Origin of the sequence: Amycolatopsis sp. (assembly GCF_035276945.1) — a bacterium.
Lineage (GTDB): Bacteria > Actinomycetota > Actinomycetes > Mycobacteriales > Pseudonocardiaceae > Amycolatopsis_E.
On record NZ_DATELF010000029.1, the window covers coordinates 1 to 12,070 of the forward strand.

12 protein-coding genes and 1 pseudogene are annotated in these 12,070 nt (G+C 66.0%); 11 read left to right on the forward strand and 2 right to left on the reverse strand.

The window, feature by feature from the left end:
• A partial coding sequence (locus VJT49_RS04000; RefSeq protein ID WP_324163305.1) for a hypothetical protein occupies nt 1–449 on the forward strand: 449 nt, incomplete at its 5' end.
• A 335-nt stretch (nt 450–784) separates the two neighbouring features.
• On the opposite strand, the gene VJT49_RS04005 is transcribed toward VJT49_RS04000, so the two are convergent.
• Nucleotides 785–1,657, reverse strand: a complete 873-nt coding sequence (locus VJT49_RS04005) for a SitI3 family protein (RefSeq protein ID WP_324163324.1) — start codon at nt 1,655–1,657, stop codon at nt 785–787.
• Between VJT49_RS04005 and VJT49_RS04010 the strand changes: the two genes are divergently transcribed.
• The 3 genes and pseudogenes from VJT49_RS04010 to VJT49_RS04020 all read left to right on the forward strand — a co-directional run bounded on the left by VJT49_RS04010 (nt 1,658) and on the right by VJT49_RS04020 (nt 3,131).
• On the forward strand, nt 1,658–1,840 hold the full coding sequence (locus VJT49_RS04010) for a hypothetical protein (RefSeq protein WP_324163327.1): 183 nt from the start codon (nt 1,658–1,660) through the stop codon (nt 1,838–1,840). It abuts the gene before it with no gap.
• A gap of 466 nt (nt 1,841–2,306) precedes the next feature.
• Nucleotides 2,307–2,474: pseudogene (locus VJT49_RS04015) on the forward strand (helix-turn-helix domain-containing protein); the annotation flags it as partial.
• A 15-nt stretch (nt 2,475–2,489) separates the two neighbouring features.
• On the forward strand, nt 2,490–3,131 hold the full coding sequence (locus tag VJT49_RS04020) for a DUF5753 domain-containing protein (protein WP_324163325.1): 642 nt from the start codon (nt 2,490–2,492) through the stop codon (nt 3,129–3,131).
• A 59-nt stretch (nt 3,132–3,190) separates the two neighbouring features.
• Here VJT49_RS04020 and VJT49_RS04025 read toward each other — a convergent pair whose 3' ends face one another.
• Nucleotides 3,191–3,406 (reverse strand): DUF397 domain-containing protein, encoded by a 216-nt coding sequence (locus tag VJT49_RS04025; protein ID WP_324163306.1) that lies wholly within the window; start codon nt 3,404–3,406, stop codon nt 3,191–3,193.
• Between the two features lie 187 nt (nt 3,407–3,593).
• Between VJT49_RS04025 and VJT49_RS04030 the strand changes: the two genes are divergently transcribed.
• From VJT49_RS04030 to VJT49_RS04060, 7 genes are all read left to right on the forward strand, one after another.
• Nucleotides 3,594–4,814, forward strand: a complete 1,221-nt coding sequence (locus VJT49_RS04030; protein ID WP_324163307.1) for an AfsR/SARP family transcriptional regulator — start codon at nt 3,594–3,596, stop codon at nt 4,812–4,814.
• A 30-nt stretch (nt 4,815–4,844) separates the two neighbouring features.
• Nucleotides 4,845–7,049 carry a hypothetical protein gene (locus VJT49_RS04035; protein WP_324163308.1) on the forward strand — a complete coding sequence of 735 codons (2,205 nt, stop codon included), beginning with the start codon at nt 4,845–4,847 and terminating at the stop codon, nt 7,047–7,049.
• Nucleotides 7,050–7,086: 37 nt separating this feature from the next.
• The gene (locus VJT49_RS04040) at nt 7,087–8,148 is read left to right on the forward strand and encodes a hypothetical protein (RefSeq protein ID WP_324163309.1); all 1,062 of its coding nucleotides are present in this window, start codon (nt 7,087–7,089) and stop codon (nt 8,146–8,148) included.
• A 30-nt stretch (nt 8,149–8,178) separates the two neighbouring features.
• Nucleotides 8,179–9,216, forward strand: coding sequence for a serine/threonine protein phosphatase (locus tag VJT49_RS04045; protein ID WP_324163310.1), 1,038 nt, complete (start codon nt 8,179–8,181; stop codon nt 9,214–9,216).
• Complete coding sequence (locus tag VJT49_RS04050) at nt 9,213–10,340, forward strand: protein kinase domain-containing protein (protein WP_324163311.1); 1,128 nt, start codon at nt 9,213–9,215, stop codon at nt 10,338–10,340. Before VJT49_RS04045 ends, VJT49_RS04050 begins: the two co-directional genes overlap by 4 nt.
• An 80-nt stretch (nt 10,341–10,420) precedes the next feature.
• Nucleotides 10,421–11,089, forward strand: coding sequence for a vWA domain-containing protein (locus tag VJT49_RS04055; RefSeq protein ID WP_324163312.1), 669 nt, complete (start codon nt 10,421–10,423; stop codon nt 11,087–11,089).
• Nucleotides 11,086–11,718, forward strand: coding sequence for a hypothetical protein (locus VJT49_RS04060; RefSeq protein ID WP_324163313.1), 633 nt, complete (start codon nt 11,086–11,088; stop codon nt 11,716–11,718). The genes VJT49_RS04055 and VJT49_RS04060 overlap by 4 nt, the downstream gene beginning before the upstream one ends.
• Nucleotides 11,719–12,070: the final 352 nt, after the last annotated feature.

Here is a 12,070-nt window from a genome sequence, read left to right on the forward strand (position 1 = left end):
GCCCGGTCTTCGTCGACAAGTCCGTCCAATCGCTGCGCGACGAACCGGGAGCGCTATCTGCCCACCGTCACCCGGTGGATCCCGAGCCGATCCGCAACCTCCATATTGGACAAACCTTCCGCGCAGGCCGGCACCATGCGATTTCCGCGGCAAGGGAATCAGACCACCGCAGGACGAGCAGTCGGATCGAGAACTGGCGCAGTACCTCGCCGACCTCGAACGCGAGCTGTCCACCGAATTCCCCGCGCTCGTCGCGGACCGGGACTTCGTGGCACTACTCCAGAGTCTCGACGGGCCGATCAACTCTGCTCAGTTGCAGCGGGCCCCTGACACAAACGCCCGTCATGGTTTATGGCCCGCCGACGGCGTACCCCGACTTCACCGCCGACGCCGGCTTTGGCGAGCCCCGGCACTTCCTGCGTATCCCCCGAGCCCTCGATGCCGACTAGAGCTCCGACCTGGCACCGGCAAGGTTTTCGGAACTTCGTATTCTGTGGATCGCCGACCGCCCCGAAACCAACTCGGAACTGGCGCAGTTCCTCGCCAAACGAGGTGCCGACGTCTCACTCGCCACAGACAGGGACACCGCACTGAAAGCGTTGACACGAGCCAAACCAGACGTCGTGCTGTCCGACTTCACTCGCCACGGCGACACGAACGCCGGCCTCGACGATCTGGAGTACCTCCGAGTGCACCATCACTACGACGACAATAACGCCTCTCAGGGCCGTTGTGGGAGTAGACGCGAGCACGGTCAGCGCGCGGGCCGAGCCGCAACATCCCGTCATCCAACAGCACGCATCCCGCCGGTCAACCAAGATTGACATGTCACGTGGCCACCGGTTGAGCGACGAGGACAGGCTGCTGAAGGCGAATCCCGACTTCGTGGAACCCGCGGACGGAGGATCACCGCTTTGTCGAGCATCTCGTCGTCACTGACCTGGACCTTCACGGAGGCGGCTTCACGGTGGACAAGGGCGCTTCGGTGATTTGGCTTACGCTCGCCGAGGGTGTCGAGGTGGCGGGCCGCCCGCGAGTACTGCGCGGTTTCACGCTCGTGTACCGGCGCGGGCCGTTCCGCGCCATGTGACGGAGTCGGCTGTTGCGGCACGAGGGTGGTCTTCGCCTGGAAGTTCGGCGGGCCGGTCACTTGGGCGGACGCGGCGAAAGCGCTCACAGGTTCGGCCTCCGACGTTGCCGAAGTCTTGACGATGCGACTGCAACCGGACCTCGCGATTGACCGGGACGTATGGGTCAACCCGATCATGTCGTCCGGTGGTCCGTCCACGAGGAGCGGCAGCGCAGCGGACACTGGACGCGAACGACACGAGACGCGATCGGTGCCGCCGACGGCCGCAGTGACGTCGGTAGTGCGGACAGGAGGCGACTCCGCCAAGCGGCTGGTGAAAATGAGCTCTGGAGGCCAGATGTCTTCCTGCTCGCTCACACTCAGTTCACCGTCGCGGCGTAGCAGCCAGATGTGCTCAAAGGATGAGTGCAGCACGACATCGCCCGGAATTTGGTCCAGTAGGCGGGATATCAGGCGGATCATGTCGTCCTCGGGGCGTAGCGCCCCGGCGGTGTCGCCACGTCTGCAATCGAGCCCGCCGTGGTCCGCGCTGCCCCTCGGTTGGCACCGCCGGTGTTCCCTCCGCATATGCTGCGGCTTTATCAGCGCTGTTTTCTGCCCTTTTTCCGGCGCCGAAAGGCAGGTGGCCACGGTGGCACCAGGACGATCACCGCCGTCAAGATCGCCATGATCACCACGCCCACGGCCAGGACAGGAGAGTTCGAGGAGATGTTGGCCGAGGCACCGCCCGCCGCGGCGATGGCCAATTGAAGGACCGCGCGGCGGCGGCCGGCAGGTAGCGACCGGAGCGCCGTGGTCCGGACCGACCCGTGGCGCACGCTCCATCCACCCCGGTGCCGGGTTCCGTTCAGTTCGCGGCGACCGAGGCGCGATGTCGTGCCCGTTCCGCGGGTGGTCCGAAGCATCAGCCTGCGCCTCACCGCCGCCGACTTGACGTCTGAAGCCCTACGTCGCATCCTGTGGGTCATGGTGAATCATTATGAATCATAGAGGGTCGAGTGTCGAGCAAACGTCCGGGGCGCCTGCGACGAAAGTTGGAGCGACACGGAGCGAAGTGACGCTTAGCTGTTGACAGGACACTCGTTTGGCTGTTCGATGAACGCATCGGAGAGAATAGAAATGGATCATGGGGGTTCGTCGACAGGGTTGAGGGGTCGTGGGAGCCGTGGCTGAGGGTGGGGGAACGCAACCGCCCGGCAGGCGACTGCGGCTCGCAATGGAGTTGCGCCAACTGCGGGAAATGGCCGGCCTTCCCGGACGTGAGCTCGCACGGCGGATCAAGATCAGCCAGTCCAAGGTTTCGCGAATCGAGTCGGGCCTCACCGTCCCGACGCTTCCTGAGGTTTCACGGTGGTGTGAGGTAGTTGGAGCGTCCGATGAACGACGAGAGTTGCTGATGATGGCGACCGAGGCCGTCTTCACCGAGGTGCGCACGTGGCCGACCGGAGTGGAGTCACCGGCACACGTGCAGGAAGAGGTCCTGGGGCGGGAGGTGCGCGCGCGACTGATCCGGACATTCCAGCACTCGGTGGTCCCCGGTCTGCTGCAGACCGCGGACTACGCCCGGCGGTTGCTGTCCATGCTGCGCCCCGATGAGCGGCGGAGCGTCGCCGCTATGGTGGCTGGGCGGATGGACCGGCAGGTGGTGCTCTACGACGAGGAAAAACGATTCGAGTTCCTCATCACCGAGGCCGCGCTGCGCTGGCGTCCCGGCCCGGTTCGAACACTACTCGCCCAACTGGACAGGATTTCTTCGATAACGACCCTGGAGAATGTTTCAGTCGGGTTGATTCTGGAGGGCCAAGAAGCGACCGTACCCAACTCTCACGGATTCTCTGTGTACAGCGGGGATGACGGCGATATGGACACCTTTGTGGAGGTCGAAACGATTCATGCCAATCTGATCATCGGCGACTCGGATGCGGTGGCCCGATACCTGGATCACTGGATGAAGCTGAGTGGAATGGCGATCTACGGCGACGAGGCACGGAAGCACCTGGTCAACCTGGCCGAGGAATTCCGGGACAGCGCTGGCCGATAGTCCAGGCAGGATACGGGGAGTGCGGCGGTAGCGCCCGCCGCACTCCCCGACCGGGCCGGTCAGGTCAGGTCGAAATCGCCGTTCTTCACCCCGAGCAGGAAAGCCTTCCACTCGTCGTGAGTGTAGGCGAGGACGGGACCCGCGGGAGCCTTGGAATCCCGGACCATAACCCAGTTCTCGTTCATCATGACCTCCACGCAGGTGCCCTGCTGACAGTAGCCACTGACGAACCAGCCTGTCTTCTTCGCGATTCCCGACTTCGTTTCGACATTCATTTTTGTTTACTCCTTGGTTTCGTGGCGACCCTTTTGTCGGCCACGTGAGAAGTGTGGGCTGGGACATTCGGAGGAATTGCCTGTAATCGGTCGGAGGCGAGTACGGAGCGAGTTCGGAGTCAGATGATCAAGGAATCGGGTGCGCGGGCCGACGGGACGGCCCCAGTTCAGGAAAGGTGAGCGAAAGATGCGGTTCCAGTTGCTGGGAGACGTGGCCGCGGAGACGGACGGCGAGCGGTTCCCGCTCGGCGAAGCGAAACACCGGGCCGTGCTGGCCGCGCTGCTGGTGCAGACGGGACAACCGGTGAGCGTCAACAAGTTGACCGAGCGGGTCTGGGGCATCGACCGGCCCAGAACGGCTTGCAAACTGCTTCGCGACTACATCAGCGACCTGCGAAAATACCTCGACGCCGGGCAGGAGGGCACCGGAGAACTGCTGCCACCGGCCACCGGTGCCAGCTATCGCGCGCTGATTCGCCCAGAGAACATCGACCTGCACCGGTTCCGCGACCTGTTCTCGAAGGCGCGCCAGGCGGACGGACACGACAACACCGAGGTGGTTGGCCTGTGCCGGGAGGCCATCGCGCAGTGGAACGGTGAAGATGCTCTCGCCGACATCACCAGTCAGTGGGCGGAAAGGGTACGGATCCGTCTGGCGGAGGACCGCAAAAGCGTCCGCGTCCTTTGCCTGAAGGCCGAACTGCGGCTCGGGCGGCACGGCCAAATCATCGGCGAACTCGCGGACCTCACTGCCGCGTCCCCGCTCGACGAACAACTGATGGGGATGTACATGCTGGCGTGCTACCGGGCTCGTCGCCCTGGCGATGCGGAGACCGCTTTCCAAGTGATCACGGCGCGGCTGCTGGAGGACAGCGACAGTGCCCCTGGTCCGGCCTTGCTCAAGCTCCGCCGCCAGATCCTCGCGCGCGATCCCGCGCTCGATCTCGACGATTCAACCGATTTCACCGCGTCCGGCCGGCCAAACGCCGCCGGGACCACCGCGTGGACGCCGAAAGATGGGAAGGACGACAACATGCACACCCTGGCCGATAAAGCGACGAAACTGACCGTTCAGGCCGTCAGGCGCCAGTTGGTGCAGCGCCCCGCGGCCGGTCCCTCCGCCAAGATGATCGAACTGCTGCGCAGGACCTTCGACGGCGACGAGACCGCCGAAGCGGTACTGACCAAAGTGGAGGGTAATCCGGGGGACCCCGCCGTCGTCCGGGAGTTGCGTTCCCTGATTGTGGTCCGTCTGGAGCAGGACGTGTCCTTCCGGAAGGAAGTCGACCTTCTGGCCGCTTCGTCCACGTCGCCGGCCGGGCCGGCCATCGTCGCCGACTCCATCGACCACGCGACGGTGTTCCAGGAGCAGGTGAGCGTGAGTGGCGACTTCAACATCGGCCGATGAGGCCACAAGAATGAAAGGGCTTTCGCGAACATGACCGGATCCGAGGAACCGGACACAGACCGGAAGGAAGACCCCGCCGCGGACGAACGGGCCCCGGAAGCAGCGGCGGCACCCACGCCCGACGCGGCGGACGACGTTCCGCTCAGCGAAGACGACGCTCTCAGGGCACTGCGCAAGGGAAGCGTGGAAGACGACGACGTCGAGGCGGCGCAGGTCGCGAGCATCGCCGAAGCCGTGGCGCAGCGCCTGCAGCGAGACCCATCCAGCCCGCGCATCGACACCCTCGCCATGTTCACCGGCACAGTCAGCGTGGCTGGCGGCATGGCCGTGGGGACGGGGGCGGCCACGCGGCCCATCGACCGGCCGACACGGATCGACGGCGCCATCTACGCCGACTTCGTCGATTCCTACTGTCTCCCGGAGGGTTTTGCCGAAGCACGCGAGAGGCTGGCGAAGGGGCGCGTGGTGATCCTGGCTCTCCCGCCGGGCACCGGCCGGGAGGCCGCCGGAGTCAATCTGGGGGCCGAGGTCGTGGCCACCTACGTCGCCGACGGTGCGGGGGATCTTTACCGCATCCCGGACACGCAGGATCTCGCGGACACGTCGTGGCGCCCACCGACCTCCAGCAGCGGCTACATCGTCGTGCTCGACGACGAGCGAGCCGACCCGACGGGTGAAACGATCGACGAACATTGGATCAGCACCATGTCGGCCGTGCTCACGGAGCACGACAGCTTCCTAGTCGTCGTGACCGGGCCGCCGCGGGGGAAGCTGGTCTCCTCCGCGGTCCGCTGCGACCACGTGATCACGTTCCTGGGCACGGTCGACCCCCGGGCAATCATCGACCGGCGGGTGCTCGGCGCGGATCCCGGCCTGGCGGATCTCGCGGAGCTGCGGGACAGGCTGACCGCGGCGGGTGGTCTCCAGCTCATCGAGCATGTCCGGGCACCGCATGTCGCCGCGCGGCTTGCGGACGTGATCAAGGCAGGCGGCGACCTGGCGGCCGAGGTCAGGCGGCTGCGCGACCCAGAGGGACAGGTACACCGGTGGTTCAGCCGGCATCAGGACCTTGGGGCGCGCTGCTTCACGCTGGCCGCCGCGGTGCTGGAGGACGCCGGTTACCTGATCGTCTCGGACGCGGCCATGGAACTCCACGCCATGCTGTGCGCGGACACACCGTCGAGCCCGGACCTGCGATTCCGCGAAAGCCTGGACTCCGGGCACCTCTTGCTGGAGATCTCGGTGCCGCCGAGGAAGGACCACGATGGTGCCCTGCCTCCGCTGCCGAGGGTCCGCTTTCGGGATCCGCTCGTGCAGCAGGCCGTGCTCGGTTACGGATGGACCTATTTGGATGGTTTTCGCTCGGTGATCCTGAAGTGGCTGCGCCGCCTGATCATCCATCCCGACGTCGAGGTGCGAGCCCGGACCTCGGTCACCGCCGGGGTGCTGGCGTGGACCGATTTCAACCACGCCCTGCACCGGTTCCTGCGCTCCTGGGCCGGCGGCGCGGAAAAGGCCGTGCGGCATGCTGCGGCGGCCGCGTTGTCCGTCGCCGGGGCGCATGCCGCCCTGACCGACTCTGTGTGGCGGCTGCTCGAAATGTGGGCGGCCGAAGGCGGCACACCGGTCGCGCGCCGCCGGTCGCTGACCGCCGCCGCTGCGATGGCCAGCGGGATGGCCAGGCAGCAGCCCGAACGCGCGATGAGCCTACTGCGCCGGGTGCTGGACCGAGACGACTGGGGAACCCTGCGGACGACCGGCGTCAGCGTCGCCTACCTGATCGAAAATGGCTGTGTCGCCGAGGTTCTTTCGGCGTTGCGGGACTGGTCGGAGCCGCAGGACTCGTCACCCCTGGTGACGAAGGCGCTGTCGGTGTTCGTCTTCGCGGCGAGCCAGCCGATCTCATCCGCTGACGAGACCGGTGTGCGGCCGCCCGGCTTACTCACCCGCTCCCGCGAGTTCCACGCGAACCTGGTCGAACTGTGGGCCCGTGCGCTGGCCAGGAAACCGGCGCAGACCCAGGCGCTGGAAGCCATCCGGGAGATCCTGGACGGCTACGCGAAGCGGGACCACTTGGTGTTGGGCAACATGCGCGCCATCCTGCTCGGCGTCGCCGCCGAGCCGGGGCGGCACCGGGAACGACTGGCGTTCTACCTCCGGCAGTGGGCTGAAGACCGACGCCGCCCGTCGGGGACGGCCGCGGAAATCCTGTCGGTCCTGCCGGGATCCGATTGACCAATCGCGATCCTCCCCAGACGCACAAGGAGAACCAATGAATTTGCCCTTCACCTACAACCCGATCCTGGACAGCCGAAGCCTTCCCCGGTTTCGAATGCTGGCACCGCTCCGGCCACCGGAACCACACATCGCGCTGGTGCTCGACCGGCACGTCGACGGGATGATCACGATCCGGCACGGCGAGCCGATTCCCAACGCCCGTCACGGCATCTACCGCCACATGTATCTGATCGACGTCGCGGAGCACCGGCTCGTCCTCGACATTCCCCTGCTGAGCGAGGACCCCAACTTCGCGTTCCGAAGCCGCGTCGGGTTGCGTTGCCAGGTCATCGAACCCGCCGACATCGTCAGGCGGGAGATCACGGACATGAGCGGGTCGCTGTACGACCCTCTCAAATGGATGTTGCGGAGTGTGGCCAAGGACTTCGACATCAGCCGGTTCCACGACGCGCAAACTGCGCTCAACGACGAGGTTCGCCATTTCGCTGGTGATACGGCGATCCGGTTGCGGAACATCCACGTCGAACTCCTGGTGGACGAGGACGAGATCGTCACCAGTGGACGGTCCTTCCGCAACGCCGGGCGGGAGAGCCGGCTGGCGGACCTCGGCCGGAACCACCATCTGGAAGTGCTGCGCAGGGACGGTCCCGAGGCCCTGGTCGCCGCGATCGCGGAACGGGAGGGACCAAGAGCGGCGCTCGAGGTGATCAGCTCGATCGACGCCGCAGAACGCAAGGAACTTCTGGCCGCTTACGACGCCGTCCTGAAGCGTTCGGACCCGGACCGCGAACCGTTCGACTCGGTGGAGGCGGAACGGTTCCTGCTGAACCGGCTGGCTGGCGGCTCCACCGCGCCGTTCGGCGGCGTGCGGTCCAGCCGGGTGCGCGGCTCGGTCGTGGCCGGAGAACTCGGTGCGGGCGGTGGCGAGCGCGACCGGGCCGGATCGCGCACCGAGGGGTACCGCTCCCCCACCCGGGACGCGGCAGAACCGGCCGTGCGGTTTGCCGACGCGCCACCGGACGACGAGCCGACCGGGGGAACGCCGTCGGGTGGAAGCACGCCGAGGGTCAGCCGGGTGCGCGGCGCCCGTCCCTGACCACCGGCCTTGGGACAGAAAGGACTGCAAATGCGGAATTCGGCGGAGACGTCGCCTGGCGGCAGCGCCGCGGCATGGTATGGCAGTCATGCCGACGTCCTGGGCATCGGCGTGTGGACGGAAAGCCGGGCCGGCCAGGGAGAGGACGCGGAGCCTCTGCTGGCGCACCATGTGCCGACCGGGACTGGGATTGTCGGCGTCTTCGACGGTCTCGGTGGGTCAGGCGCGGCACTGGAATACCGCTCCGGCAACGGGACACCGCGCAGCGGAGCGTGGACCGGCTCGCGCGTGGCGAAGATCGCCGTCGAGTCCTGGTTCCGGGCCACCCTCGACGGCACACCGGGGAATACGCCCTCGCTGGACGAACACATCGCCGCGACCTTCACGCTGAAGCGCCCGGTCACCCGGAGCAAATTGGTCGGCACCATGCGGATGAACCTGCCCACCACGATGGCCGCGATCCGTTACGAGCGCAGCGGAGACCAGGTCGAGTGCACTGCACTGTGGGCGGGTGACTCCAGAGCGTACACGCTCCAGCCCTGGGGCGGTATGCATGCGCTGACCAGGGATCACACCGTCGAGACCGACGCGCTCGAGCAATTGAACCAAGATCCTCCGATGACGAACGTCCTCTGCGCGGGGAAGGAGTTCGTGCTCGACTCGCACACCGTCCGCGTGACTTTGCCCGCCGTGCTGGTCTGCGCAACCGACGGGTTCTTCGGGTACGTGGACACGCCGGCGCACTTCGAATTCCATCTGCTCGACACGCTCGCCCGGGCATGGGACGGGCGGGATTGGGCGCGTAGGCTGGCCGAGCGGGTGGTGAGTTATACCGGGGACGACGCCTCGCTGAGCCTGGTCGGCTTCGGATACCGGAGCCTGGATCAGTTGCGGGACAGCTTCGCCCCGCGCACCCGGGACGTGACGACGAGCTACCCCTGGCCGGTTCCACCGGACGTCAACGCCGACGACGGCTTGCGGCGACAGTGGTGCGCCCTGGCGTGGCACAAGTATCAGCCGGAATACGAGCGGCTCATGCCGGCTCTACCGGAGGAGCCGGTTCGATGAAGCTCGGCGATGTGATCAACGGTTACCGGATCGTCAGCGAACCCACCAACAACAGCGGTGGGAACTGCCTGTGGGCTTTCGCGGAACGCGGCGGGAAACAGTTCTTCATCAAGTGTTTCCTGGAGCCAAAGCGTCCCCGAGCGGACTCCACGGCGAGCGAGACCAGCAAGCGGCTACGACTGGAGGAATGTCAGGAATTCGAAAACCGGCACTACGAGATCATGAAGCTTCTCCGCCCCGACGCCGCCGGAGGCGGGAACCTGGTGCTGGCGAAGGATTTCTTCTGTGAAGGCTCGACGTACTACAAGGCGACGGAACGGATCGAGACGTCCACTCTTGACAAGCCCCAGTCACTCGACCCCCGCAAGAAACAGGTGCTCTTGCGGACCCTCGTGCTGAGCCTCAAGCAACTGCACGACATCGATGTCGTGCATGGAGACCTCAAGCCCGGCAACGTCCTGGTGCAGCGGAGATCGGCGAACGCCTTCTACACGGCCAAACTGATCGACTTCGATGACTCGTACCTGGCGGGGCAACCGCCGGATCCGAGCCTGATCGGGGGAGACGTCAGGTTCGGCGCACCGGAATGGCGGCGGTACATCCAGCAGGACGACTCGGTCCAGCCGCGGTTCCTCACGACCGCGGTAGACATTTTCGCGCTCGGCCTGATGACGTACTACTACCTGACCGGTGACCTGCCGCGCTTTCCGGAGAGATTCGACTCGCCCGCCGACGCGGTCAATGCGGGGGTGACGCTGAACCTGGACGGCAGGTTAAGTTCCGGCATGCGGCAGCTGGTCACGTCCATGACCGCCCGGGCGCCCGGCGCACGCCCGACCATCGCCGACGTGCTGGACCAGTTGGGGAATCAGGACATCTGTGCGTTGATTAGGCGAACCAGGCCGGCCGCGGCCAGGCCGGCCACTCGGTCGCCGAAGACAGCCGGTTCGAAGTCCGGCTCCAAGGCCGAGCCGGCGGCCGGCTCGAAATCCAGGGCCAGCCGTGTCCACAAGAACCTAGAGGGGAAACAGGCGGACGGCGCCACCGGAAGTGACAGGACCGCCGTCAAGCCCGGTCCGGGCGCGAAGACATCCTCGCGCGTCCGGATCAATCTCGAGGCGTGAACGCATGAAATAACTATGGATCGGAGAGGAAGAACATGTCAGGAAACCTCGAACGCCAGCAGCGCAATCTGGAATACGCCGTGGACATCGCCTTGTGCATCGACGTGACTTACAGCATGAAACCGGTGCTCGAGGCGGTGAAGAAGAGTGCTCTATCCTTTCAGGACAGATTGGCGACCGCGATGGACGAAAAAGGGAAGTCGATCAGCCAGTTGCGGGTCAAAGTGATCGCGTTCCGAGATTTCGGTGACAACGCGGACGACGCGATGGAAGAGAGCGACTTCATGGTGCTGCCGGCCAGAGCTGCGGACTTCGAGCGGTTCGTGAGCAGGCTACAACCCGCCGGAGGCGGCGACATCCCGGAATCCGGGTTGGAAGCACTGGCGTTGGCAATCAACTCCGCGTGGGAGAAGGGTCTCGATCGCCGCCGTCACGTCATCGTGGTATTCACCGACGCCCCGGCTCATCCACTCGGCTCACCCGAGGCGGTCAGGGCGCGGAACTACCCGAAGGGTATCCCGGGGAATCTCGACGACCTGTTCGAGCGGTGGGGTTACGCGCGCAGCCAGAGCGCGGTGATGGACAACTCGGCGAAACGGCTCGTGCTCTTCGCGTCGGACTCCGAGCCGTGGAACCGCATCGCGGAGGAATGGAACCGCACCATGCACTTCCCGTCCGTGGCCGGAGACGGCCTGGAGGAGTTTGAGATGAATGAGATCATCAACACGATTGCGAACAGCCTCGGATGAAGAGATTCCTGAGGGCGAGGGCGACCGAGGGGGACCTCGGGCCACCACTGGGAACGGCTTCGGACGGCGAGTGGACCGCCCGCGACTCGTGGCGGTCCGCCGGGGCTCCGGTCCGCCCGCCAGCGCGCCAACTGTTGTGCGCCGGTGCGGTACTGGCCTATGAGGAAGAGAGCGTGACAGTCCGGTGGAACGGGAAGTCCTGCCTGCGGCTGGAGACGGCGACCTGTGTCCGGGCTGAAGTCCGGGAGAACGGCGGCTCCGGTCATGCGCAACTGACGATGCGATTCATGCCGAAGCGGGACGAGGCGAGCGTGCTGGCAGTTCGCCTGTCGGTTCCCCCGGACAGCTTGCCCGTCGCTCGGACCATCGTGCATCTGCTTGAAGTGTACCTGGCGCGGCTGGGCCGGCCGGTCCTGGATCGGGGCGCTCCCGGACCGGCCGCGCACATTGGACACACAGACCCGGTGCCGCCGGATCACCCCACCCCGCCACCCACAGGCGCTCTGTTGTCTATTCCGGACACACCGGACTGGATGAGTTTTCGGCCGCTGTTGGAGTCGGAAGGGATCTTCGCCGAGCTCGCCGCGGCGGCGCGCGAACCACACCCCGAGCGTGATCGCCCGCTATAGGAACAAGGGAATGCCGTGACAACTTCGACATGGCGCTGCGGCAGCTGTGACACGTACAACGACGTGGGCAGCGAACGCTGCATGGTGTGTGACGAGTCGATTCACGAAGGAGCCGCGAGCACCGCCACGAATTCGTGGCGGTGTCCGCAGTGCGACGTGTGGAACGATTATGCCGACGCTGACTGCCTGGGCTGCAGCAGCCCTCAGACGGCCACAGGAAAGGGGCGGGCCGGGCCACCGGCGCGGCCCGGCCCCAAGCCGCGCCGTCCGCGCCCCGCGCCGGCCGACGGCAGGCGGATCGGTCCCGCTGTGGGAAAAAAGCCCGCTTCGGAGCGGGCACCTCGCCCGTCCG

Excerpts from the sequence above, each read along its gene's own strand:
- VJT49_RS04025 (WP_324163306.1), bottom strand. The coding sequence starts at position 3,406 with ATGAATGTCGAAACGAAGTCGGGAATCGCGAAGAAGACAGGCTGGTTC.
- VJT49_RS04030 (WP_324163307.1), top strand. The coding sequence starts at position 3,594 with ATGCGGTTCCAGTTGCTGGGAGACGTGGCCGCGGAGACGGACGGCGAG.
- VJT49_RS04040 (WP_324163309.1), top strand. The coding sequence starts at position 7,087 with ATGAATTTGCCCTTCACCTACAACCCGATCCTGGACAGCCGAAGCCTT.
- VJT49_RS04045 (WP_324163310.1), top strand. The coding sequence starts at position 8,179 with ATGCGGAATTCGGCGGAGACGTCGCCTGGCGGCAGCGCCGCGGCATGG.
- VJT49_RS04005 (WP_324163324.1), bottom strand. The coding sequence starts at position 1,657 with ATGCGGAGGGAACACCGGCGGTGCCAACCGAGGGGCAGCGCGGACCAC.
- VJT49_RS04050 (WP_324163311.1), top strand. The coding sequence starts at position 9,213 with ATGAAGCTCGGCGATGTGATCAACGGTTACCGGATCGTCAGCGAACCC.
- VJT49_RS04060 (WP_324163313.1), top strand. The coding sequence starts at position 11,086 with ATGAAGAGATTCCTGAGGGCGAGGGCGACCGAGGGGGACCTCGGGCCA.
- VJT49_RS04010 (WP_324163327.1), top strand. The coding sequence starts at position 1,658 with ATGCTGCGGCTTTATCAGCGCTGTTTTCTGCCCTTTTTCCGGCGCCGA.
- VJT49_RS04035 (WP_324163308.1), top strand. The coding sequence starts at position 4,845 with ATGACCGGATCCGAGGAACCGGACACAGACCGGAAGGAAGACCCCGCC.
- VJT49_RS04020 (WP_324163325.1), top strand. The coding sequence starts at position 2,490 with ATGGCGACCGAGGCCGTCTTCACCGAGGTGCGCACGTGGCCGACCGGA.